Origin of the sequence: Micromonospora sp. DT63 (assembly GCF_049841615.1) — a bacterium.
Taxonomy (GTDB): Bacteria; Actinomycetota; Actinomycetes; order Mycobacteriales; family Micromonosporaceae; genus Micromonospora.
In genome coordinates, this window is record NZ_JBNCKQ010000002.1 from 455,381 (window position 1) to 478,756 (window position 23,376).

At 70.9% G+C, this 23,376-nt stretch carries 21 protein-coding genes; 11 read left to right on the forward strand and 10 right to left on the reverse strand.

The window, feature by feature from the left end; genetic code table 11:
- Nucleotide 1: 1 nt before the first annotated feature.
- Genes ACLQ27_RS08895 through ACLQ27_RS08905 form a run of 3 tightly spaced genes read right to left on the reverse strand, consistent with a single transcriptional unit; the run spans nt 2 to nt 2,725 of the window.
- The gene (locus ACLQ27_RS08895; protein ID WP_234583881.1) at nt 2-913 is read right to left on the reverse strand and encodes an ABC transporter ATP-binding protein; all 912 of its coding nucleotides are present in this window, start codon (nt 911-913) and stop codon (nt 2-4) included.
- Complete coding sequence (locus ACLQ27_RS08900; protein ID WP_234583883.1) at nt 913-1,818, reverse strand: ABC transporter permease; 906 nt, start codon at nt 1,816-1,818, stop codon at nt 913-915. Before ACLQ27_RS08900 ends, ACLQ27_RS08895 begins: the two co-directional genes overlap by 1 nt.
- The gene (locus ACLQ27_RS08905; protein ID WP_234583884.1) at nt 1,811-2,725 is read right to left on the reverse strand and encodes an ABC transporter ATP-binding protein; all 915 of its coding nucleotides are present in this window, start codon (nt 2,723-2,725) and stop codon (nt 1,811-1,813) included. The genes ACLQ27_RS08900 and ACLQ27_RS08905 overlap by 8 nt, the downstream gene beginning before the upstream one ends.
- A 272-nt stretch (nt 2,726-2,997) precedes the next feature.
- On the opposite strand from ACLQ27_RS08905, the gene cysC reads away from it, so the two are divergent.
- From cysC to galT, 3 genes are all read left to right on the forward strand, one after another.
- Nucleotides 2,998-4,527 carry an adenylyl-sulfate kinase gene (cysC, locus tag ACLQ27_RS08910; RefSeq protein ID WP_357494351.1) on the forward strand — a complete coding sequence of 510 codons (1,530 nt, stop codon included), beginning with the start codon at nt 2,998-3,000 and terminating at the stop codon, nt 4,525-4,527.
- Between the two features lie 112 nt (nt 4,528-4,639).
- Nucleotides 4,640-5,464, forward strand: coding sequence for a DeoR/GlpR family DNA-binding transcription regulator (locus ACLQ27_RS08915; protein WP_234583887.1), 825 nt, complete (start codon nt 4,640-4,642; stop codon nt 5,462-5,464).
- Complete coding sequence (gene galT / locus ACLQ27_RS08920) at nt 5,461-6,537, forward strand: galactose-1-phosphate uridylyltransferase (RefSeq protein WP_425866297.1); 1,077 nt, start codon at nt 5,461-5,463, stop codon at nt 6,535-6,537. Before ACLQ27_RS08915 ends, galT begins: the two co-directional genes overlap by 4 nt.
- A 300-nt stretch (nt 6,538-6,837) precedes the next feature.
- On the opposite strand, the gene ACLQ27_RS08925 is transcribed toward galT, so the two are convergent.
- Complete coding sequence (locus ACLQ27_RS08925; RefSeq protein WP_425866299.1) at nt 6,838-8,055, reverse strand: NADP-dependent isocitrate dehydrogenase; 1,218 nt, start codon at nt 8,053-8,055, stop codon at nt 6,838-6,840.
- A 137-nt stretch (nt 8,056-8,192) separates the two neighbouring features.
- Between ACLQ27_RS08925 and ACLQ27_RS08930 the strand changes: the two genes are divergently transcribed.
- Entirely contained in the window at nt 8,193-9,035 is an 843-nt protein-coding gene (locus tag ACLQ27_RS08930) for an MBL fold metallo-hydrolase (protein ID WP_425866301.1), read from the forward strand.
- 129 nt (nt 9,036-9,164) lie between these two features.
- Here ACLQ27_RS08930 and ACLQ27_RS08935 read toward each other — a convergent pair whose 3' ends face one another.
- Both ACLQ27_RS08935 and ACLQ27_RS08940 read right to left on the reverse strand, forming a co-directional pair.
- A complete protein-coding gene (locus ACLQ27_RS08935) occupies nt 9,165-10,115 on the reverse strand; it encodes a malate dehydrogenase (protein WP_234583893.1) in 951 nt (316 codons plus the stop codon).
- Nucleotides 10,116-10,243: 128 nt separating this feature from the next.
- Complete coding sequence (locus ACLQ27_RS08940; protein WP_234583894.1) at nt 10,244-11,104, reverse strand: bifunctional methylenetetrahydrofolate dehydrogenase/methenyltetrahydrofolate cyclohydrolase; 861 nt, start codon at nt 11,102-11,104, stop codon at nt 10,244-10,246.
- 446 nt (nt 11,105-11,550) lie between these two features.
- Between ACLQ27_RS08940 and ACLQ27_RS08945 the strand changes: the two genes are divergently transcribed.
- The 5 genes from ACLQ27_RS08945 (at nt 11,551) to ACLQ27_RS08965 (ending at nt 17,411) form a co-directional block, all read left to right on the forward strand.
- Nucleotides 11,551-13,152: a peptide ABC transporter substrate-binding protein gene (locus ACLQ27_RS08945; protein ID WP_234583895.1), complete on the forward strand. Its 1,602-nt coding sequence runs from the start codon at nt 11,551-11,553 to the stop codon at nt 13,150-13,152.
- A 199-nt stretch (nt 13,153-13,351) separates the two neighbouring features.
- Nucleotides 13,352-14,290, forward strand: coding sequence for an ABC transporter permease (locus ACLQ27_RS08950; protein WP_234583897.1), 939 nt, complete (start codon nt 13,352-13,354; stop codon nt 14,288-14,290).
- 98 nt (nt 14,291-14,388) lie between these two features.
- Nucleotides 14,389-15,345 carry an ABC transporter permease gene (locus ACLQ27_RS08955; RefSeq protein WP_234583898.1) on the forward strand — a complete coding sequence of 319 codons (957 nt, stop codon included), beginning with the start codon at nt 14,389-14,391 and terminating at the stop codon, nt 15,343-15,345.
- 7 nt (nt 15,346-15,352) lie between these two features.
- Nucleotides 15,353-16,390 carry an ABC transporter ATP-binding protein gene (locus tag ACLQ27_RS08960; RefSeq protein ID WP_234583899.1) on the forward strand — a complete coding sequence of 346 codons (1,038 nt, stop codon included), beginning with the start codon at nt 15,353-15,355 and terminating at the stop codon, nt 16,388-16,390.
- Nucleotides 16,374-17,411, forward strand: coding sequence for an ABC transporter ATP-binding protein (locus ACLQ27_RS08965; protein ID WP_357574611.1), 1,038 nt, complete (start codon nt 16,374-16,376; stop codon nt 17,409-17,411). The genes ACLQ27_RS08960 and ACLQ27_RS08965 overlap by 17 nt, the downstream gene beginning before the upstream one ends.
- A gap of 94 nt (nt 17,412-17,505) precedes the next feature.
- Here ACLQ27_RS08965 and purH read toward each other — a convergent pair whose 3' ends face one another.
- Nucleotides 17,506-19,077 carry a bifunctional phosphoribosylaminoimidazolecarboxamide formyltransferase/IMP cyclohydrolase gene (purH, locus tag ACLQ27_RS08970; RefSeq protein WP_425866306.1) on the reverse strand — a complete coding sequence of 524 codons (1,572 nt, stop codon included), beginning with the start codon at nt 19,075-19,077 and terminating at the stop codon, nt 17,506-17,508.
- A complete protein-coding gene (purN, locus tag ACLQ27_RS08975) occupies nt 19,074-19,694 on the reverse strand; it encodes a phosphoribosylglycinamide formyltransferase (RefSeq protein WP_357494366.1) in 621 nt (206 codons plus the stop codon). The genes purH and purN overlap by 4 nt, the downstream gene beginning before the upstream one ends.
- A gap of 207 nt (nt 19,695-19,901) precedes the next feature.
- Here purN and ACLQ27_RS08980 point away from each other — a divergent pair, with 207 nt between their 5' ends.
- Nucleotides 19,902-20,492, forward strand: coding sequence for a DUF4190 domain-containing protein (locus ACLQ27_RS08980; RefSeq protein ID WP_425866308.1), 591 nt, complete (start codon nt 19,902-19,904; stop codon nt 20,490-20,492).
- Between the two features lie 148 nt (nt 20,493-20,640).
- Here the strand turns inward: ACLQ27_RS08980 and ACLQ27_RS08985 are convergent, their stop codons facing one another.
- The gene (locus ACLQ27_RS08985; RefSeq protein ID WP_425866310.1) at nt 20,641-21,960 is read right to left on the reverse strand and encodes a DUF6350 family protein; all 1,320 of its coding nucleotides are present in this window, start codon (nt 21,958-21,960) and stop codon (nt 20,641-20,643) included.
- Nucleotides 21,961-22,157: 197 nt separating this feature from the next.
- On the opposite strand from ACLQ27_RS08985, the gene ACLQ27_RS08990 reads away from it, so the two are divergent.
- Nucleotides 22,158-22,424, forward strand: coding sequence for a DUF4190 domain-containing protein (locus tag ACLQ27_RS08990; protein WP_234590178.1), 267 nt, complete (start codon nt 22,158-22,160; stop codon nt 22,422-22,424).
- A gap of 63 nt (nt 22,425-22,487) precedes the next feature.
- Here ACLQ27_RS08990 and sucD read toward each other — a convergent pair whose 3' ends face one another.
- Entirely contained in the window at nt 22,488-23,375 is an 888-nt protein-coding gene (gene sucD, locus ACLQ27_RS08995) for a succinate--CoA ligase subunit alpha (protein ID WP_357494372.1), read from the reverse strand.
- Nucleotide 23,376: the final 1 nt, after the last annotated feature.

Sequence of the window (23,376 nt, forward strand, 5' to 3'; positions counted from 1 at the left end):
GTCAGGCCTCCACCAGGTAGGAGAAGACGCTCTCCAGGGACTCGTCGGACGGCACCAGCTGGCGCACCCGGATGCCTTGCTTGAGCGCGATCCGGGGCAGCGCCCGGGTGAAGGCGCCGTAGTCACCGGCCCGCACGGTCAGGCCGGTGGGGTCCAACTCGACCCCACTTACCGACGGCTCGGCGATCAGCGCGACGGCCAGCGCCCGGTCGTTGGTCGACCGCACCGCGAAGACGTGCGGGCGGTTGGTCATCAACCGACGGATGGTCCGGAAGTCGCCGGAGGCCGCCAACCGCCCGGCCACCATCACCTGCACCGTTCCGGAGACCTGCTCGACCTCCTCCAGGATGTGCGAGCTGAACAGGATCGTCCGGCCGGCGTCACCCAGGGTGTGCAGCAGCTGCATCATGTGCAGCCGCTGGCGCGGGTCCATGCCGTTGAACGGCTCGTCGAGCAGCAGCACCTGCGGGTCGTGCACCAGCGCCGCGGCCACCCGGGCCCGCTGGCGCATGCCCTTGGAGTACGTGCCGATCCGGCGGTCCTGCGCCGACTCCAGCTCCACCAGGTCGATCGCCCGTCGTGCCGCCGCCGCCGGATCGGGCAGCCGGTGCAGCTTCGCGCTGGCGAGCACGAACTCGTACGCGGTGAGGAAGCCCTGCACCGCCTCCCGCTCGCTGACCAGCCCCAGCCGCCGGTAGACGTCGGGGTTGCGCCAGGTCGGCTCGTCGTCGAGGGTCACCGTGCCGCGCGACGGGGCGAGGAACCCGGCCATCATGTGCAGCAGCGTGGTCTTGCCGGCGCCGTTCGGACCGAGCAGGCCGGTCACGCCCGGCCCCAGGGCCATGCTGATGTCGTTGACGGCCACCACGTTGCCGTACCACCGGGACACCCCGGTCAGGCTCAGCGTGCTCATCAGGAGGCGACCTTCCGGTAGCGGGCGAGCAGGAGGGCCGTCGCGCCGGCGACCAACAGCACCGCGGCCAGCGCGTAGACCGGGCCGAACCCGCCGATCATCATCTCGCCCGGATCGCCCTCGACCAGCAGGTCACCCAGCGACCAGATGCCCACCCCCTGCACCAGCGTGGAGGGCGAGGCGAGCCCGGCCAGCTCGTTGGCGGCGCGCGACGGCAGGATGCTCAGCACCCCGACGATCGGGGTGGTCATCAAAAAGACCGCCACCACCCCACCGGCGGCGAAGGCGCGCTTGCCGGTCAGCGAGGCGACCAGCAGACCGACCGAGGCGAAGACCAGCGCCCACAGCCCGGCGTAGAGCAGCCCGGGCAGCAGGTCGAGCAGCTCGTTCCACACCCCGCGCATGCCCTGCTTGGTGGTGAACGCGGCACCCAGGAACATCAGCAGCTGCGGCCCGCCGAGCAGCAGCCAGAGGGCGGTGACCAGCGCCAGCAGCTTGGCCAGCGCGTAGTCGGAGCGCGGCAGCGGCCGGGAGAAGTACAGCGGCAGCACACCGCTGCGCAGGTCCCGGGAGACCAGCTCCGGAGCGACCACCGCGACGAAGAAGATGACCAGCCAGCTCATCGCGTCGGCGAACTGGGCGTACGTGGCGACCGGCTCGCCGATCTGGCTGCGTACCGCGGCCAGGGCCACCGCGACCAGGGAGACGATGCCGACCACCAGCCACGGGAAGATCTTGGCCTTGGCGCTGCGCCCGAACCCGAACGCGGTGCGCAGCCCGTGCAGGTAGAGGGCGCCGAAGACCTGGCGGCGGCCCAGCCTCGGGCCCTGGTAGCGCTGGTAGCCGATGTCGTGGATGACGCCTGTCGGCGCTTGGCGCACGGCGGCTGCGGTCGGCTCAGGCATGGGAGAGCTCCCTCGTCGCGAAGAGTTCGGCCACCCGGTGCCGGCGCTGGTCCAGTCGGTGCAGTGGCAGGTCCAGTTCGGCGACCGCGCCGAGGATCAGGTCGTAGGTGCCGTCGTCGGCGAGCGGCACGAGGAGCAGTCGCCCGTCCCGCGCGACAGGCAGTTTCAGCTCGGCGAGTCGGGCGGCGAGCTCCTCGGTGCCCTCGCTGACCTCGACGGCGAGCACGTCGGTGGCGGAGGTCATCGCGGAGATGTTGTCGGCGCGCAGCAGCCGGCCGCCGTCGATGGCGATCAGCGTGTCGCAGATCCGCTCCACCTCGCCGAGCAGGTGCGAACAGACCAGCACGGAGATGCCGAACTCGGTGCCGATCCGGTGCACCAGGGCCAGCATGGCGTCGCGGCCGGCCGGGTCCAGCCCGTTGGTCGGCTCGTCGAGCAGCAGCAGGTCCGGGTCGTGCACCAGCGCCTGGGCCAGCTTGACCCGCTGCTTCATGCCGGTGGAGTAGCCGCCGACCGGGCGGTAGCGCTCCTCGTAGAGCCCGACGTGGCGCAGCGCCTCCGAGGCGCGCTCGCGGGCCGCGGTACGCGGCAGGCCACTCATCCGGCCGAGGTGGGTCACCAGCTCGGCGGCGGACAGGTCCGGTGGGAGGCAGTCGTGCTCGGGCATGTAGCCGACGCGGGCACGGACCGCCGCCGGTTCGGTGGTCGGGTCGATGTCGAGCACCGAGACCTGACCGCTGGTCGGGGCGATCAGGCCGAGCAGAATCTTGATCAAGGTGGATTTGCCGGCGCCGTTCGCGCCCACCAGGCCGATGATCCCGGGCTCGACGGCGACGGTGAGGTCGGTGAGCGCGGTGACCCGACCTCCGTACGTCTTGGTGAGCGACTGGGTCGCGATCAGTGTCACGACGCCAGCGTAGGGAGTCGATGCCCCCCAACGACACCGGCACGCCCCCGGCCCTCCCCTGATCCTCGCGGCGGCCCACCCCTAAGGTCCGCCGACGGCAACGACGAACCTCCGCGGATCCGCGACGAGCGCAAACTCCGGAACTGGCTGCGGTCGGCGGTGGGTCGCCGGGGTCCGCCGCTGACCCGACCGTCCGGATCGTGGAGTGGCGGCCTCGACCGATCGGCGGTCGGCTGCGAAACTGTGTGCCGGTCAGCGAGTGGGGGGTGTGGATGAGCAACGGCTGGGTGCTGCCCGACGAGGTGCTCCGGGACGCGCCGGCGTACACGCCGCGTCCCGGTGAGCTCGCGGATCTGGAGCTGCTGCTGACCGGCGCGTACGCCCCCCTGACCGGCTTCATGACCCGTGCCGACCTGGTGTCGGTGAGCCGACGCGGCCGGCTGGCCGACGGCACGCCGTGGCAGGTTCCGGTGACCCTGCAGGTGCCGGCCGCGCTGGCGCAGGGCTTCGACCCGCGCGATCCGGCCCGCCGGGCCCTGGTCCTGACCGACGGCGAGGGGGCCCCGGTCGCCGCTCTGGACGTCGCGGACGTCTGGCCGGTACGCGAGGGCGTGGCGGGACTGGGTGGCCAGCTCCGCCGGCTCGGCGAGGCCGGTCACGGCCCGTTCCAGCGGTTGCGGCGCAGCCCCGAGGAGGTCCGCGCGCTGCTGCCCCCGGGCCGGGTGCTCGGGGTCATCGCCGACCGTCCGCTGCACCGACCGCAGCTCGCCCAGATCGCGCACGCCGCCCGCACCCTGGCCGCGCACCTGCTGGTGATGATCCCGGTCGGTGAGGGTGGTGTCGGCGGGCTCGCGCCGGAGGCGCTGGTGCGTACGATCTTCGCCGCCCGGGACCGGATGCCCCCGGCCACCCTGGTGGCCGTGCCGCTGTCGCACCGCCGGGAGGAGATCAGCGACGCTCTGCTGCGTGCGCGCGTCTCCGCCGCGTACGGGGTCACCCACCTGCTCTCGACCGGGGACATGCTCTCCGGCTCGGGGCTGCGGGTGCTGGTGCCGCGCGAGCTGGCGTACGACAACCGGGACGGGCAGTGGCGCTGGCGGGAGGACATCCCGCCGCGTAACCGGCGCCTCGCGCTCACCCAGGACGAGATCGACGACCTGCTCGACCGGGGTTTCCCGCTGCCCGAGTGGCACACGCCTCCGGCGGTGGCGAAGGAGTTGGCCCGCTCCCGGCCACCGCGCCGGCACCGAGGGCTGGTGGTCTTCCTGACCGGCCTCTCCGGCTCCGGCAAGTCCACAATCGCCCGAGGGCTGGCCGACGCGCTGCGCGAGAGCGGTGACCGGACGGTGACCCTGCTCGACGGTGACGTGGTACGTCGGGAGCTCTCCGCCGGGCTGGGCTTCAGCAAGGCCGACCGGGATCTCAACGTCCGCCGCATCGGCTGGGTGGCGGCCGAGATAGCCCGGCACCACGGTGTGGGCATCTGTTGCCCGATCGCCCCGTACGCGGCGGCCCGGGCGACGGCACGGGAGATGGCCCTGTCCGCCGGGGCGGGCTTCGTGCTGGTGCACGTGGCGACGCCGCTGGAGGTGTGCGAGCAGCGGGACCGCAAGGGCCTGTACGCCCGTGCCCGCGCCGGTCTGCTCACCGGCATGACAGGCATCGACGACCCGTACGAGGAGCCGACGGACGCGGACCTGGTGCTCGACACCACCCACCTGAGCGTCGCGGACGCGGTGCAGGCCGTGCTGCACCACCTGACCGAGAGCGGCTGGGTGGAGTTGAAGATCCAGTCGGCCTGACGCGTCGGTCCACCCCTTTCCTTCCGCCGGTTCCAGGCACGCGCTAGTGTTCATCTTTGTTGGAACACGTTCGACCGCGTGAGAGTACGTGGACCCTTGGGAGGCACGGCGGATGCTCGCTCAGCAGCGGCAGTCGGCGATCCTGGATCGGGTCCGGTCCTCCGGTGGCGTCCGGGTGACCGACCTGGCTACCGAGTTCGGCGTCTCCGACATGACCATCCGCCGCGACCTGGAGGCTCTGCACGAGCGCGGCCTGCTGGCCAAGGTGCACGGCGGCGCCACCGCGGCCGGCCCCAGCTCGACCGACGAGCCGGGCTTCCACGCCAAGTCGGTTCGTCAACTGCCGGAGAAGGCCGCTATCGCGGACCGGGCGGCGCAACTCGTCCGGCCCGGCGCGGCGGTCGCCCTCTCCGCCGGCACCACCACCGCCGAACTGGCCCGCCGCCTGGTGGACGTTCCCGGCCTGACCGTGGTGACCAACTCGCTGCCGGTGGCCGAGATCCTGCACGGCGGAGGCCGGCCCGACCAGACGGTGGTGCTCACCGGCGGCGTACGGACACCTTCGGACGCGCTGGTCGGCCCGCTCGCGGTCGGCGCCGTCCGGCGGCTGCACCTGGACCTGCTCTTCCTCGGCGTCCACGGGATCACCGAGCGGGCCGGCTTCACCACCCCGAACCTCATGGAGGCGGAGATCGACCGGGCGCTGGTGGCCGCGGCGGACCGGCTGGTGGTGCTCGCCGACCACACGAAGTGGGGCACCGTGGGCATCTCCTCGATCGTCGAGCTGGCAGCAGCCCACGTGCTGGTCAGCGACGAGGCGTTGCCTCCGCCCGCACGACGGGTACTCGGCGAACAGGTGGGCGAACTGATCATGGTGAAGGCAACAAGGGCGGGCCGCGCGACGCGCACGCCGACGAGTGAGGAGACGGCGACGTGAAGCGCACCGCGATCGACCTGGCCGACGGCCGGGAGCTGATCTACTTCGACGAGAACGACGACGCCGTCCGCGATCAGCCGGACCGCCGGGACCTGCCGCCACCGCCACCCGCGTCGCAACTGCGCTACGACCCGCTGACCGACGAGTGGGTGGCCGTGGCCGTGCACCGGCAGACCCGCATCTTCCTGCCGCCGGCGAACGAGTGCCCCCTCGACCCGTCGGTGGGCGACCGGCTGACCGAGATCCCCGCGCCGGACTACGACGTGGTGGTCTTCGAGAACCGGTTCCCCTCGCTGAGCGGCCGGGTCGCCGACGAGCCCGGGGAGATCACCCCCTTCACGCCGGTCCGGCCGGGCGTGGGCCGGTGCGAGGTGGTCTGCTTCACCTCTGACCACAACGCCTCCTTCGCCAGCCTCCCGCCGCGTCGCGTCCGTACCGTTCTGGACGCGCTCGCCGACCGGACCGCGGTGCTCGGCGAGCTGCCCGGGGTGGAGCAGGTGTTCTGCTTCGAGAACCGTGGCGTCGAGATCGGCGTCACCCTGCACCACCCGCACGGGCAGATCTACGCGTACCCATTCGTGACGCCGCGCACCCGGGCGCTGCTGGCCGCGGCCCGCCGGCACGCCGAGCGGACCGGCGGAGGCAACCTGTACGCGGACGTGCTGGCCGCCGAACGCGCGACCGGCGAGCGGGTGGTCACCGAGAACGACCACTGGACGGCGTTCGTCCCGGCGGCGGCCCGCTGGCCGTTCGAGGTGCATGTCGCGCCGCGGCGCGTGGTGCCGGACATCCCGGCGCTCGACGACAGCGAGCGGGACGCCTTCGGGCCGCTCTACCTGGATCTGCTGCGCCGCTTCGACGGCCTGTTCGACATGCCGATGCCCTACATCGCGGCGTGGCACCAGGCGCCTGTACGGATCGACCGCGAGCTGGGCCACCTGCACCTTCAGCTGTTCAGCATCCGGCGGGCGAAGGACAAGTTGAAGTACCTGGCCGGTTCCGAGTCGGGGATGGGCGTCTTCATCAACGACATCTCGCCCGAGCGCGCCGCCGAGCTGCTCCGGGCCGCCTGAGCCCGGCGGACGGGCAGGACCAGCGGCGGGGCCTGACGGGGGAACAGGGCGCGGGGGGCCCGGGACAGGGCCCCCCGCAGGGAAGGGACGGCTGGCTGTGCACGTCACAGCCGGGAAGGCTGGCTGATCGGCACGCATCCGCGGTCGACCGCGGTCAACCTTCCTTGGACGCGACTGGCATCTCGTCCACCCTGGTCAACGAGGCGTGCCAGGCCGGGGTGACGCCGCGGGTGTGTCAGCCGGCAGACACGCCGGAGCCCGCCGGCGGGTGCCGACGGGCTCCGGTGCGGTGCGGTCGAATCAGGCGGCGAGCCTGCGGGCCAGGTTCTCGTCGAGCGCGTTCATGAACTCGTCGGTGGTCAGCCACGGGGCGTCGCGCGAGATGAGCAGCGCGAGGTCCTTGGTCATCTGGCCACCCTCGACGGTGTCGATGATGACCTGCTCCAGGGTGTTGGCGAACTCGGTCACCGCCGGCGTGCCGTCCAGCTTGCCCCGGTGGGCCAGGCCCCGGGTCCAGGCGTAGATCGACGCGATCGGGTTGGTCGAGGTCTTCTCGCCCTTCTGGTACTGCCGGTAGTGCCGGGTGACAGTGCCGTGCGCGGCCTCGGCCTCGACGGTACGGCCGTCCGGGGAGAGCAGGACCGAGGTCATCAGACCCAGCGAGCCGAAGCCCTGCGCCACGGTGTCGGACTGCACGTCACCGTCGTAGTTCTTGCAGGCCCAGACGTACCCGCCCTCCCACTTGAGCGCGGCGGCGACCATGTCGTCGATGAGCCGGTGCTCGTAGGTGAGGCCGGCGGCGTCGAACTCCGCCTTGAACTCGGTCTCGAACACCTCGGCGAAGATGTCCTTGAACCGGCCGTCGTACGCCTTGAGGATGGTGTTCTTGGTCGACATGTAGACCGGGTAGTTGCGGTCCAGGCCGTACCGGAACGAGGCCCGGGCGAAGTCCCGGATCGACTCGTCGTAGTTGTACATGCCCATGGCGATGCCGCCACCGGGGAACTTGGCGACCTCCATCTCCATCGGGGTGCCGCCGTCGGCCGGGGTGTAGGTGATGGTCACCGTGCCCGGGCCGGGGACGACGAAGTCGGTGGCCTTGTACTGGTCACCGTGGGCGTGCCGGCCGATGATGATCGGCTTGGTCCAGCCGGGGACCAGCCGCGGCACGTTGGACATGATGATCGGCTCACGGAAGACGACGCCGCCGAGGATGTTGCGGATGGTGCCGTTGGGCGACCGCCACATCTTCTTCAGGCCGAACTCCTCGACCCGGGCCTCGTCCGGGGTGATGGTCGCGCACTTGACGCCGACGCCGTGCTCCTTGATGGCGTTGGCGGCGTCAATGGTGACCTGGTCGTCGGTCTCGTCGCGGTACTGGATCGACAGGTCGTAGTAGTGCAGGTCGACGTCGAGGTAGGGCAGGATCAGCTGCTCCCGGATCTGCTTCCAGATGATCCGGGTCATCTCGTCGCCGTCGAGCTCCACGACCGGGTTGTTTACCTTGATCTTCGCCATCGGCCGGCGCTCCTCTCGGGGGACACGTGCTCAAGCAGTACGAGCGTACTGCAATTGGGCCGGCAGCCCTCGACCGGCCTCGCCGGCAGGTGAAAACCGGGCTGCATGGCACAGCAGTTCCCTGACACCATCGCTCGATGCCATTTAGCCGCACCCTCGGGTCTATCACGGTTACCGCGATCACCGACGGCGAGGGCGCCTTCTTCCAGCCCCGCGAAGAGGCGTTTCCGCACGCCACGGCAGCCCAGTGGGAGGAGGCCGACCGCCGCGACCCCGCCTCGGTCACCGCCGACGGGCGATGGTGGCTACCGTTTCGCAGCTTCGCGATCCGCTCCGGCGACGGGCCGGTCACCCTCGTCGACGCCGGGATCGGCCCGACCGACGCGCCCGCCGCGAGCTGGGCGCCGGTGCCCGGCCGGCTGCCCGCCGAACTGGCCGCCGCCGGCATCGACCCCGCCGACGTCGACACGGTCGTCCTGACCCACCTGCACAGCGACCACATCGGCTGGGCGGTCACCGGCACACCTGGCCGCCCGTACTTCCCGAACGCCAGCTACCTGCTCCAGCGCACCGAACTGGAGGCGGCGGAGACGATCAACCCGGGGCTGCCGGCCGGGCTGCTCGCGCCGTTGCGCGCCGCCGGCCAGCTCCGGGTGGTCGACGGCGAGGCAACCCTGACCCCTGCGGTACGACTGCTGCCCACTCCCGGGCACACCCCCGGCCACCAGTCGGTGCTCCTGACGGCTGCCGACGAACGGATGCTGCTCACCGGCGACCTCCTGGTGCACCTGGTGCAGCTGATCGACCCCACCCTGGCGTACGCCCACGAGGTGGACCCCGACGAGGCGCGCGCCTCCCGCCTGGCGGTCCTGCACACCCACTCCCCCACCGTCCTGGCCACCCCCCACCTCTCGACCCCGTTCACCCCCACCCCCACCCCGCCCCCGCCCCCGCCCCGCCGGGCCGGTGAGCCGTGTTGATCAAGAGGTTTGGGTCGGGGATCGCGGTCGTGGTGACGCAAAGCTCTTGATCACCGGGGATGGGGGGTGGGGATAGGCGAGGGGGCGCGTTGGCGAAGCCGACGCGCCCCCTCGGGTTGCTCTGGTGTTTCACATGCTGGAGATGTCGCCCTGCTTGGCGCGGACGGCCTCGGCGGCGGCCAGGAGGCTGGCCCGCTCGTCGGCGTCCAGGTCGGTCTCGACGACCCGACGGACACCCTCGGCCCCGATCTCGGCCTCGACACCCAGGTAGACGCCGGAGATGCCGTACTCGCCGTCGACCCAGGCGCAGACCGGCATGACGTCGCCGGAGTCCTCGGCCACGGCCTTCGCCATCCGAGCCGCCGCGGCGGACGGGGCGTAGTACGCCGAACCGGTCTTGAGCAGCGCGACCACCTCGGCGCCACCGTTGCGGGTCTTGACGACCAGCTCCTCGATCTGCTCGGCCGGCATCGCCTCACGCAGCGGCTTGCCGTTGACGGTGCTCTTGGACGGCACCGGGACCATGGTGTCGCCGTGCGAGCCCAGGGTCAGCGTCTTCACCGACGCCACCGGCACGTTGAGCGCCTCGGCGACGAAGTTGCTGAACCGGGCGGTGTCGAGCATGCCGGCCTGGCCGAGCACCCGGTTCTTGGGGAACTGGGTGGCGATCTGCGCCAGGGCGGTCATCTCGTCAAGCGGGTTGGAGACGACGATGACGACGGCGCTGGGGGCGTACTTGGCCACGTTCTCGGCGACCTGCCGCACGATCTTGGCGTTGGTCTCCAGCAGGTCCATCCGGCTCATGCCCGGCTTGCGGGGCAGGCCAGCGGTGATGACGACGACGTCGGAGCCCTCGATGGCCTCGTAGCCCTCGCCGTTCGGGCCGGTGGTCACGCCGACGACCTTGGTCTCGAAGCCCTCGATGGCCCGCGACTGGTTGAGGTCGAGCGCGAGGCCCGCGGGCTTGCCCTCCACGATGTCGGTGATCACAACGGTGTCGAAGACGTCGTACTCGGCCAGGCGCTGTGCGGTGGTGGAGCCGTAGAAGCCAGCCCCGACGACAGTGACCTTCTTACCCATGGTCGTCCCACTCCCTGATACCAGTCGGTTTTCCGGACCGTATCAGCCATCCTGGCACCGATCCGGCCAGGGGCGGACAGTTATGACCGGACAGACGCGAACGGCACTCGTGGGACACCGTCGACGCGTCAGCCGCGCTCGGCGCGCTCCACGACGTTGGTCAGCAGCATGGCGCGGGTCATCGGACCGACGCCGCCGGGCATCGGAACGAGCGCGCCGGCCGTCTCGGCCACCTCCGGGTCGACGTCGCCGGTGTAGCGGCCCTTGCCGTCCGGGCCGATCACCCGGGTGATGCCGACGTCCACGACCACCGCGCCCGGGTTGATCATGTCGGCGGTCAGCAGCCCCGGTACGCCGGCCGCGACGATGACGATGTCGGCGGCCCGGGTGTGCGAGGCGAGGTCGAGGGTGCCGGTGTGGCACAGGGTGACTGTGGCGTTCTCGCTGCGACGGGTGAGCAGCAGCCCGAGCGGACGGCCGACGGTGTTGCCCCGGCCGACGACCGCCACGGTGGCGCCGCGCAGCGCGACGTCGTGGCGGCGGAGCAGCTCGACGATGCCGCGCGGGGTGCAGGGCAGCGGGCCGTCGTAGCCGAGGACGAGACGACCCAGGTTGACCGGGTGCAGGCCGTCGGCGTCCTTGTCGGGGTCGATCAGCTCCAGCACGCGCTGGGTGTCCAGGTGGGCGGGCAGCGGCAGCTGGACGATGTAGCCGTGGCACGCCGGGTCGGCATTCAGCTCGGCCAGGACGTCGTCGACCTGCTGCTGGGTGGCGTCGGCCGGCAGCTCCCGGCGGATCGAGGCGATACCCACCTCGGCGCAGTCACGGTGCTTGCCGTTGACGTACGCCTGGCTGCCCGGGTCGGCCCCGACCAGGACCGTGCCGAGCCCGGGGGTGATGCCGCGCTCCGCGAGAGCCTTCACCCGGATCCGCAGCTCGTCCTTGATCTCCGCTGCGGTCGCCTTGCCGTCCAGAAGCGTCGCCGTCACCACCAGATCGTCTCATGTCCGGCACCTGCCGTTCCGGAGACCTCAGCGTGGCCGGCCACCGAGGCCCCCGCCACTCCGCCAACGGTAACGATGAGTTACGTGTCGCTCATCACTGTGAGTGACGCTTTGTGCAACCCGTCACCGCGAAAATGGCCGGAACCCGGGACGCGGGCCGGGACCGGACAAGCCGCCGAAGGCGGTCGAGTCCGTTGCAGGAGGCGACAGAACCCTCCGTCCTCATGGACGAATGCTCAGCTCAGCAACGTGCGTCCGGTTTGGGGTAGCACGCATGGCCGCACCCCGCAAGGAATGCGTCCTCGGACCGTTACGCGCCCGCAACCTTGCCGTTGTCGACGGCCGGTAGGCGACCTACCGTTACCGCTTGTTGCGCAGCGTAAACCCAGCGTCGGGCCTGACTGCGCAGCGTGAGGAGATGAGGAGGCTCTATGCGAGTTCGTAGACTCGCCGCCTGGACCGCCCTCCCGCTCGCGGTGACGCTGGGCCTCGCGGCCTGCGGCAGCGGCGGAGACGGTGGATCCGGTGGCAGCAGCACCTCGGCCGTCAGCATCCAGATCGGCGAGCCGAAGCACCTGGTTCCCACCAACACCACCGAGACGTCCGGCGCGCAGGTCCTCACCGGCCTGTTCAGCCCGCTCGTCGACTACGACGCCCAGAACAAGCCGTACGAGGTCGCCGCGCAGTCGGTGACTTCGTCCGACAACAAGGTCTGGACGATCAAGCTCAAGGACGGCTACACCTTCCACAACGGTGAGAAGGTCACGTCCGAGGACTACATCAACGCGTGGAACTACGGCGCGTACGCCCCCAACGGTCAGGACAGCAACTTCTTCTTCGAGAAGATCGCTGGTTACGCGGACCTGCAGGGCAAGGAGCCGAAGGCCAAGGAGATGTCCGGGCTGAAGAAGGTCGACGACCTGACCTTCACCGTGACGCTCTCCGAGCCGTACATCGACTTCCGCACGATGCTCGGTTACACCGCGTTCTACCCGATGCCGGACGCCGCGTTCTCGGCGCCGGGCGTGGTCAAGGACTCCTACGAGCAGGCTCCGATCGGGCAGGGCCCCTTCAAGATGAAGGGCACCTGGCAGCACGACAGTAAGATCGACGTCGAGCGCTACGACGCGTACCCGGGCGAGAAGCCCAAGGTGCAGAACATCGAGTTCCGGATCTACCAGCAGCTGACCGCGGCCTACGCGGACGTCCAGGCGGACAACCTGGACGTGCTGCCGACGATCCCGACCGAGAGCCTGAGCACCGCGCCGTCCGACCTGGGCGACCGGTACCAGACCAGCCCGATGTCCTCGTTCCAGTTCCTGGCGTTCCCGACGTTCGACAAGGACTACAGCAAGCCGGACGTGCGTAAGGCCATCTCGATGGCGATCGACCGTGACGAGATCACCAAGTCGGTCTTCAAGGGCTCGCAGCAGTCGGCACGCTCCTTCGTCTCGCCGGTCCTGCCGGGCTACCGGGAGAACACCGCGGGCGCGGCGGGCGAGTTCAACCCGACCGAGGCCAAGAAGCTCTACCAGGCCGCCGGCGGCCCGTCGAAGATCGTCATCTCCTACAACGGCGACGGCGGTCACAAGGACTGGGTCGACGCCACGGTCAACCAGCTCAAGGCCAACCTGGGTGTCGACGCCGTCGGCGTGGCCGAGCCGAAGTTCGCCGACCTGCTGACCAAGGTCGAGAAGAAGGAGCCGGTGGGCGCCTTCCGGATGGGTTGGGTCATGGACTACCCGACCATGGAGGACTACCTCGGCCCGCTGTACAGCACGAACGGCTCGTCGAACTACTACGGCTACAGCAACCCGGAGTTCGACAAGCTCGTCAAGGAGGGCTCCGCCGCCAAGACGCAGGACGAGGCGATCGCCAAGTACCAGCAGGCGGAGGACATCCTGGCCAAGGACATGCCGGTGATCCCGCTCCGCTTCGGCGAGAACGTGTTCGGCCACTCGTCCAAGGTCAAGAACGTCGAGATGGACCTGTTCCAGCGGGTCAACCTCGTCAAGATCGAAGCGGCCAGCTGAGCTGACCAACGGTTGCGGGCCATCCGGGCGGCGACGCCCGGGTGGCCCGGACCGCGCTATCCGGCGCGGGCCGCACGCGGGCCCGGAGTCGGTGGCGCCGGCCTCCCCCGGGCCGGACGGCACGTCTGGAGATATTTCGGGTACGACCAGAGATGCCGTCCTGCGACCCTTTCGCACATTTCCGGAGAGACTGCTAAGCATGTTCCGCTACATCTTGCGGCGCCTACTGCAGATGGTCCTGGCGTTCTTCGGGACCACCCTGATCGTCTACGCGCTGATGTTCGCCGGCCAGGGCGACCCCATCCAGGCCCTCGCGGGCGAACGCCCGGTGACGCCGGCCCAACGGGCCTACCTGACGGAGAAGTACCACCTCGACGCGACAGGCGTCGGCGGTTTCTTCTACCGCTACTTCGACTACGTCAAGAGCCTGCTCCAGGGTGACCTCGGCCAGTCCCTGACCGGCCGCCAGATCGGTGACATCCTGCAGGCGGCCTGGCCGGTCACCCTCAAGCTCGCGCTCATCGCGCTCGCCGTGGCGATCATCTTCGGAGTCAGCGCCGGCGTGGTCGCCGGTATCCGCCGGGCCAGCATCTTCGACAACTCGACGCTGGTGCTGACCCTGCTCGTGCTCGGCATCCCGACCATCGTGCTGGCGCCGATCGCCCAGTACTTCCTGGGCGTCAAGTGGCAGCTCTTCCCGCCCACCGCCGGCTCCCAGCCGACGTTCTACGCGCTGCTGCTGCCGGGCATCGTGCTCGGCTCACTGTCGCTGGCAACCGCGCTGCGGCTGACCCGCACCTCGGTGGCCGAGAACCTGCGCGCCGACTACGTCCGGACCGCCCGGTCCAAGGGCCTGGTCAAGCGCCGCATCGTCACCGTCCACGTGCTGCGCAACTCGCTCATCCCGGTGGTCACCTTCCTCGGTGTGGAACTGGGCAACCTGATGAGCGGCGCGATCATCACCGAGGGCGTCTTCAACATCCCCGGCGTGGGCTTCAACCTCTTCCGCGGCATCCGCACCGAAGACGGCCCCCTGGTGGTGGGCATCGTCAGCGTGCTCGTCGTGGTCTACCTGGTCTCGAACCTGGTGGTGGACGTCCTGTACGCCGTACTCGACCCGAGGATCCGCTATGAGTGAGCGCAGCGAACGAATCATCAGCGCAGCGTGCTTGGCCTCTCGTGCCGGCGCCGAGCGCAGCGAGGCGGCGGCACGAGTGAGCGCAGCGAGGTGCCGGCATGAGTGACTTCGAGACTGTGGCGGCCACCGAGAACCAGGCTGCACGACGTGGCCCCTCGGGCGAGCCGGGCACGCCCAACCAGGTCGGGGCCCCGAACAAGCCCCGCAGCCTGGCCGGAGACGCGTGGCGCGACCTGCGCCGCAACCCGATCTTCTGGATCTCGCTGGCGCTGGTCGTCATCTTCACCCTGATGGCGCTGGCCCCCGGCGTGTTCACCGCCAACAGCCCGAACGACTGCCTGCTGTCCCGACAGCACGCCGGGCCGTCCGGCGGGGCCATCTTCGGGTACGACTTCCAGGGCTGCGACACGTACTCCCGGGCGGTCTACGGCACGCGGGCCTCGCTGCTGGTCGGCGCGCTCGCCGCGCTCGGCACCGGCATCATCGCGCTGGTCATCGGCATGCTGGCCGGGTACTTCGGCCGCTGGGTCGACGCCGTGCTCTCCCGGGTGATCGACGTGGTGCTCGGCATCCCGCTGCTGCTGGCCGCGATCGTGCTGCTCAAGCGGGTGTCCAGCGAGAGCGACAACGCGCGTATCGCCGCGGTGATCTTCGTGCTGGCCATCCTGGGCTGGACCACCGCCGCCCGGGTGGTGCGCTCCTCGGTGATCACCGCCAAGGAGCAGGACTACGTGGCGGCGGCCCGGATGCTCGGTGCCGGCAACGGCCGCATCATGTGGCGGCACATCCTGCCGAACTCGCTGGCCCCGGCCATCGTCGTGCTGACCATCGCGCTCGGCTCGTTCATCGCCGCCGAGGCGACGCTCTCCTTCCTGGGCATCGGCCTCAAGGCGCCGACCATCTCGTGGGGCCAGGACATCGACACCGGCCGCATCCACATGCGGGAGGCGGCGACGCCGCTGATCGTCCCGTCGGCCTTCCTCGCGCTGACCGTGCTGGCGTTCATCATGCTCGGCGACGCGATCCGTGACGCCTTCGACCCGAAGCTGCGGTGACACCCTCATGACCCACGCAACAGTCGAACCCACGCCCGCCTCCGCCACCCCTGACGGCGGCCACCTGCTGGAACTGAAGGACCTGCACGTCGAGTTCCGGACCAACGAGGGCGTGGCCCAGGTCATCAACGGCGTGTCGTACCACCTGGACGCCGGGGAGACCCTCGCGGTGCTCGGCGAATCCGGCTCGGGCAAGTCGGTCACCGCGCAGGCGATCATGGGCATCCTGGACACCCCGCCCGCGTTCGTCCGCTCCGGCCAGATCCTCTACCGGGGTCAGGACCTGCTCACGGCATCCGAGGAGCAGCGCCGGCAGGTCCGCGGCAAGGAGATCGCGATGATCTTCCAGGACGCGCTCTCCGCGCTGAACCCGGTCTTCCCGGTCGGCTGGCAGATCGGCGAGACGCTGCGCCAGCGCTCCGGCATGTCCCGGGGCGACGCCCGCCGCCGGGCCGTCGAGCTGATGGACCTGGTCAAGATCCCGGGTGCCGCCAAGCGGATCGGCGACTACCCGCACCAGTTCTCCGGCGGCATGCGGCAACGCGTCATGATCGCGATGGCGCTGGCGCTGGACCCGAAGGTGCTGATCGCCGACGAGCCCACCACCGCGCTCGACGTCACCGTGCAGGCCCAGATCATGGACCTGCTGGCCGACCTGCGCCGCGACCTCAACATGGCGATGATCCTGATCACCCACGACCTGGGTGTGGTCGCCGGCGTCGCGGACCGGATCGCGGTCATGTACGCGGGTCGGATCGTCGAACACGCCGACGTCCGCGCCCTCTACAAGGCGCCGGCACACCCGTACACCAAGGGTTTGTTGGAGTCGATTCCGCGGATGGACGTCCGCGGCCAGGAACTGTCGACGATCAAGGGGTTGCCACCGAACCTGATGCGCATCCCCTCCGGCTGCCCGTTCCACCCCCGGTGCCCGTACGTCCAGCAGGTCTGCGTGGACGTGGTGCCGCACGACCTGGTCCTCGGCGACGGCCGGACCAGCGCTTGCCACTTCGCGCAGGAGGTTCGTGATGACAGCGCCCGCTAGCTCCACCAAGGTCCGGGGCGAGACCATCCTCTCCGTCGACAACCTGGTGAAGCACTTCCCGATCAGTCAGGGTGTGCTGTTCCAGCGGCAGATCGGCGCGGTCAAGGCCGTCGACGGCGTGAGCTTCGAGCTGCGCCGGGGCGAGACGCTGGGCGTGGTCGGCGAATCCGGCTGCGGCAAGTCCACCCTCGCCCGGCTGCTCATGCGGCTGGAGACACCCACGTCCGGGCGGGCCACCCTGGAGGGCAGGGACCTGTTCAAGGCCTCCGGTGGCGAGCTGCGCCGGCTGCGCCGCAACATGCAGATGGTCATGCAGGACCCGTACACCTCGCTGAACCCGCGGATGACTGTCGGCGACATCATCGGTGAGCCGTTCGAGATCCACCGGGACGCGGCGCCGAAGGGCAGCAAGCAGAAGCGGGTCCAGGAGCTGCTGGACGTCGTCGGGCTCAATCCGGAGCACATCAACCGGTACCCGCACCAGTTCTCCGGCGGCCAACGTCAGCGCATCGGCATCGCCCGCGCGCTCGCCCTGCGCCCCGAGGTGATCGTCTGCGACGAACCGGTCTCCGCGCTGGACGTCTCCATCCAGGCCCAGGTGATCAACCTGCTGGAGCAGCTCCAGGACGAGTTCGGGCTGTCGTACATCTTCATCGCGCACGACCTGTCCGTGGTGCGGCACATCGCCGACCGGGTGGCGGTCATGTACCTCGGTCGGATCGTCGAGATCGGCACCGAGGACGAGATCTACGAGCGCGCCACCCACCCGTACACCCAGGCGTTGCTCTCGGCCGTGCCGGTGCCGGACCCGGAGGTACGCGACCAGCGCAACATGATCCGGCTGGTCGGCGACGTGCCCAGCCCGGCCGACCCGCCGAGCGGCTGCCACTTCCGCACCCGCTGCTGGAAGGCCCAGGACATCTGCGCGGTAGAGGACCCGGCGACCGTGCCCAGGGCGGCCGACCCCCACCCGTCCGCCTGCCACTTCGCCGAACTCCGCCCGGCAACCCCGGCGGCCTGATCCCCCACCCGGCCCGGGGTGGTTGATCATGAAGTTATTGCCCTGCACATCGGCGTGTCAGGGCAATAACTTCATGATCGATGGGGTCTTGCGGTCAGTGGAAGAAGTGGCGGGTTCCCGTTAGGTACATCGTCACGTTGGCTTTTTTGGCCGCTTCGATGACTTCTTCGTCGCGGATCGAGCCACCGGGCTGGACGATGGCACGGACGCCTGCGTCGATGAGGATCTGCGGGCCGTCGGCGAACGGGAAGAACGCGTCCGAGGCGGCCACCGAGCCCCGCGCCCGGTCAGCGCCGGCGCGCTGGACCGCCAGCTGCGCCGAGTCGACCCGGTTGACCTGACCCATGCCGACACCGACGGTGGCGCCGTCCTTGGCGAGCAGGATCGCGTTGCTCTTCACCGCGCGGACCGCCCGCCAGGCGAACGCGAGATCGCGCAGCAGCTCCTCGTCGGCGGCCTCGCCGGTCGCCAACTGCCAGTTGACCGGGTCGTCGCCGGGAGCGTCCACCCGGTCGGCGACCTGGGACAGCACGCCACCGGTCACCGGCCGCCACTCGAGCTTCGCCGGGCTCCAGGCCGGCGCGCGAAGCAGCCGGATGTTCTTCTTGCCCTGCAACACCTCGACCGCGCCCTCGTCGAAGCCGGGGGCGACCACCACCTCGGTGAAGATGTCGGCGACCTGCCGGGCCAACTCGACCGAGACCGGCCGGTTGACAGCGATCACGCCGCCGAACGCCGACACCGGGTCACAGGCGTGCGCCAGGCGGTGCGCCTCGGCCACGTCCACGCCCACCGCGATACCGCACGGGTTGGCGTGCTTGATGATCGCCACGGCCGGCTGGTCGGCGAAGTCGTTGGCGGCCCGCCAGGCGGCGTCCGCGTCGACGTAGTTGTTGTACGACATCTCCTTGCCGTGCAACTGCTCGGCCTGGGCCAGCCCCGCCGGGGCGTCCGGGTCGGTGTAGAGCGCGGCGGGCTGGTGCGGGTTCTCCCCGTAGCGCAGCACCGTCGACTTGCGCAGCGCCGACCCGGCGAACGCCGGCCAGGAGTCGTCGGCCGGGGCCAGCTCGCGGGCACACCACTGGGCCACTGCCACGTCGTACTCGGCGATGTCGGCGTACGCGCGGGCGGCGAGCGCGCGACGCTGGGCCAGCGTGAAGCCGCCCTCGTCGAGCGCGCCGAGCAGCGCCGGATAGCCGGCCGGATCGGTGAGCACCGCCACCGAGGCGTGGTTCTTGGCGGCGGCCCGCACCATGGCCGGGCCACCGATGTCGATCTGCTCCACGCACTCCTCGACACCGGCTCCGGAGGCGACTGTCGCCTGGAACGGGTAGAGGTTGGAGACCAGCAGGTCGAACGCGGCCACTCCCAGCTCGTCGAGCTGTGCGACGTGCGTGTCCTTGCGCAGGTCGGCGAGGAGACCGGCGTGCACCTTCGGGTGCAGGGTCTTCACCCGGCCGTCGAGCACCTCGGGGAACCCGGTCACCGTCTCCACCGGCGTCACCGGCACCCCGGCGGCGGCGATGGTGCCCGCCGTGCTGCCGGTGGACACGATCTCCACACCGGCCGCGTGCAGGGCCTGGGCCAGCTCGACCAACCCGGTCTTGTCGTAGACGCTGACCAGCGCCCGCCGAATCGGGCGACGCCCGTCCTGAGTGGGACTCACGGAACCGTGACCTTCCTTCCGGTGATGGTCCAGCCTTCGCGGACCAGACGGCCGACCTGCTCGACGAGCTGACGCCGCTCGGCTTCCTTGATGCGCTCGGTGAGCGCGTCCACGTCGTCGTCGTCGAGCACCGGCACCGCGACCTGCGCCACGATCGGCCCGGTGTCCATGCCGGCGTCGACGAAGAAGAGCGTGGCCCCGGTGAGCTTCACGCCGTAGGCGAGGGCGTCGCGCGGGCCGTGGATGCCGGGGAACGCCGGCAGCAGGGTGTTGTGGGTGTTCAGGTAGCGGTCGCCGAAGGCGGCGAGGAAGTGCGGGCCGACCAACTTGAGGAAGCCGGCGGAGATGACCAGGTCGGGCTCGTGCTTGGCGACGTGCGCGGTGAGCGCGCGGTCCCAGTCCTGGCGGCTGTCGTGGTCGCGGACCCGCTCGACGAAGGTCGGCACCCCCGCGGCCTCGGCGCGCTCCAGGCCCGCGATGCCGTCGCGGTCCGCGCCGACGGCGACGACCTCTGCGCCGTACGCGGGATCGGCGGCGGCGTCCAGCAGGGCCTGAAGGTTGCTCCCGGAGCCGGAGATGAGGACGACGATGCGGGCGGCGGACGCGGGCTCGGTCACCGGGCCACCCTATCGGGCAGGTCAGGATGCCCCTCGGTTGGGCGGTTCGCCGATCTGTGACAGTGCGCGCCGAGCAAAATAAACCAGTATCGGGGGTGATGCGCGGTATGTCGTCACGCTGCTGTGCTGTGCCTTAGGTGGTCTGACCGCGATCATGGATGGGAACAACAGCAGCAACTGACGGAACCAGTCCAAGGAGCTTCTCGAATGCAGCCCGGCAACCCCGGTCAGGACCCGTACGGCCAGCAGCCCAACCAGGATCCGACCGCGCCCCAGCCGCCGCACGACCCGTACGCCCCGCCGCCGGCCGCCCCGTACGGCCAGCAGCCCACCTCGGGTCAGCCCTACGGTCAGCCCACCTCGGGCCAGCCGTACGGCCAGCCGCCGGCGGCTCCGTACGGTCAGCAGCCCGGCGCCCCGTACGGCCAGCAGCCGCAGGACCCGTACGGCGCACCGCAGGCCCCGTACGGCCAGCAGCAGCCCTACGGTGGCGCCCCGACGTACCCGAACGCCGGTTACCCCCAGCAGCAGGGCCAGAACAACACCCTCGGCCTGGTGTCGATGATCCTCGGCATCGCGTCGATCCCGCTGATCTGCTGCCTCTACCTGGGCATCCCGGTGGGTATCGCGGGCGTGGTGACCGGTTACCTCGCGAAGCAGAAGGTCGCCCAGGGCCAGGCCAACAACGCCGGCCAGGCCAAGACCGGCCTGATCTGCGGCGCGGTCGGCGTCGGCCTCGGCATCCTGGTGCTCATCATCAGCATCGTGGCGAACGTCAACCTGCCGACCGAGCCCTGAGCAGCCCCCTGCTCCCGACGGGGCGCTCCGGATCCGTCCGGGGCGCCCCGCGCCGTCTCCGCACCCCGTGGGTAGTCCCCACCGTCGGCCGTGCCCCGCATCGGCCGTGCCGAGCGTCGGCAGCGGCAGCGGCAGCGGCAGCGGCCAATCAGGCTCCGGGGCGCACCGGCGGGGTCTGAGCGGCGCGCGGGCTCCGGGCGAGCACCCGGGTGGCAGCCGCGCCGAGCAGCGCCCCGACCGCGACGACACCTGCCGCCACCGCGCCCACCTGCCAGGCCACCGGCCCGAGCTGCGCCAGGCGCCCCGCCCCGAGCGGCCCACCGGAGGCCGCGGCGGCGACGCCGAGCAGCACGCCGGCCACCGGCCCGGCCAGCGCCGCCGGCGCCAACAGTTCGGCCCAGCGCCGCGGCGGCCGCTCCGGCCCTGCTGACCGGGCCAGCCGACGGGCGAGCAACCAGCCGGCGACCATCCCGGCCAGCACCGGCACCGCGAGCAGCAGCGCGCCGAGGCCGTCCACCGGGCCGCGCGGCAGGCCAGCGAGCAACGGTACGGCCGGCAGCGCGCCGACCGACACCTCACTGGTGCGTACGGCCGTGTCGACGCCGACGGCGAAGCCCGGCCCGAGCAGATAGCTGGTCGACCAGACCGCTGCGTTCGGCGCGTACGCCATGCTGACCAGGGTGATCCCGGCCTGCCCGGCCACCCCGGTCCGGTACGCGCCGATCATGTCCGCGGCGTCACCGCCGCCCATGGCCACGGCCAGGCCGGCCGCGCCGGCGCCCGCCCCGAGCAGGAGGAGCGCGGCCACCAGCCCGGCGCGTACGCCGTCGCGCAGCGGGCCGGGTATCCGCGTAACGAGCAGCCGGGTCACGGCGGTGATCCGGATCGCGCCGACCAGCGCGCCGAGCGTGCCGACCACCGCGAACGTGGCCGCCGCCCGCACCAGGGAGACCTGCGGCCCGCCCGCGCCGATCAGCACCGCGGCGAGCGCGCCGAGGAGCGCGTACGCCACGCCGACAGCTGCGGCGGCGATCAGCGCGCGGCGCGGTGAGCGGGTGTCGCGGGCGCCGATCGCGCGGCTCACGTGCACGCCGGCCCGGGTCAGTCGCCAGAGCGCGAGCACGGTGAGCGCCAGCGGGGCGAGCCCGAACGGGCCCGCCTCGGTGTGCAGCGGCACCCCGTGCCCCACCAGCCAACCGGCCAGCGCGGTACGCAGGGTGCCGCCCAGCGTGGTGGAGTCGGCGCCGAGCTGGACCAGGCCGAGCACGATGGCGACCGGCAGGTACGAGGTGAGAGCCGCCCCGACCGCGGCCACCAGTGCGGCGACGGCCAGCGGCGCACGCCCACGCGGCGACCCACCGGCGCGCGGCGCGGGAACCCGCCGACGGGGCGCGGCGCGGTCGACCGGCCGGTCGTCGGCGCGTACACCGCCGGCACGGCTGGGTGGGTCAGGGGTGACGGGGGGCATCCGCTCTACTCTGGCACGTCGCGCGGGCGGTGGCAGTCCGTTAACCCGCCCCGGAGGGCGGCGAGTTGGGCGAACCGGGGCCGGATCCGCCCGGTCGGGTCTAGCGTCGGGCCAGAGGGGTGGCCGTCGCCGCCAACCGGGTCCCGCTCGCCGGTCGCGGCCCGGGGTCCGCCGCCCACGACCGCCCGGAGGTAGCCGTGACGACCGCATACCCACCGCCCCCACCACCGCCGGCCAGGGGACGCGACCGCACCACGCTCTGGGGCGTGCTGGGCATCGTCCTCGGCCTGATCTGTTGCGGCATCCTCGGCATCATCTTCGGCTACCTGTCCCTGCGCGACGCCCGGCGCAACGGCCAGTCGCCGGTTCTCGGCTACCTCGCCATCGTGTTCGGCGTGATCAACATCATCGGCGGCGCGATCCTGCGTCTCACCGGCAACTACCCTTTCTGGAACAACGACTGACCCGGCGGTACGACGAAGGGGCCGACCGGTTCCGGTCGACCCCTTCGGTGTTGCCGTCCCGGCTCAGTTGCCGGACATGATCTCCCGCATCAGCTTCGCGGTCTCGGTCGGCGTCTTGCCGACCTTGACGCCGACGGCTTCGAGCGCCGCCTGCTTCGCCTCGGCGGTACCGGCCGAGCCGGAGATGATCGCCCCGGCGTGACCCATGGTCTTGCCGGGAGGCGCGGTGAAGCCGGCGATGTAACCGACCACCGGCTTGGTGACGTTGTCCTTGATGAACTCGGCGGCCCGCTCCTCGGCGTCGCCACCGATCTCACCGATCATCACGATGGCGTCGGTCTCCGGGTCGGCCTCGAACGCCTTGAGGGCGTCGATGTGCGTGGTGCCGATGATCGGGTCACCACCGATGCCGACGCAGGTGGAGAAGCCGATGTCGCGCAGCTCGTACATCATCTGGTAGGTCAGCGTGCCGCTCTTGCTGACCAGGCCGATGCGGCCGGAGCCGGTGATGTCGGCCGGGATGATGCCGGCGTTGGAGGCGCCCGGCGAGGCGATGCCGGGGCAGTTCGGCCCGATGATCCGGGTCCGCTCGCCCTGCGCGAGGTTGTACGCCCAGAACGCGGCGGTGTCGTGCACCGGCACGCCCTCGGTGATCACCACGGCCAGGCCGATCGCGGCGTCGATCGCCTCGACCACAGCGGCCTTGGTGAACTGCGGCGGCACGAAGATGACGGTGACGTCGGCCCCGGTCTCGGCCATGGCGTCCGCCACGGACGCGAAGACCGGCAGCTCGGTGCCGTCGAAGTCGACCTTCTGGCCCGCCTTGCGCGGGTTGACGCCGCCCACCACGTTGGTGCCGGCGGCGAGCATCCGCCGGGTGTGCTTGGAGCCCTCGGAGCCGGTCATCCCCTGAACGATGACCTTCGAGTCCTTGGTCAGCCAGATAGCCATG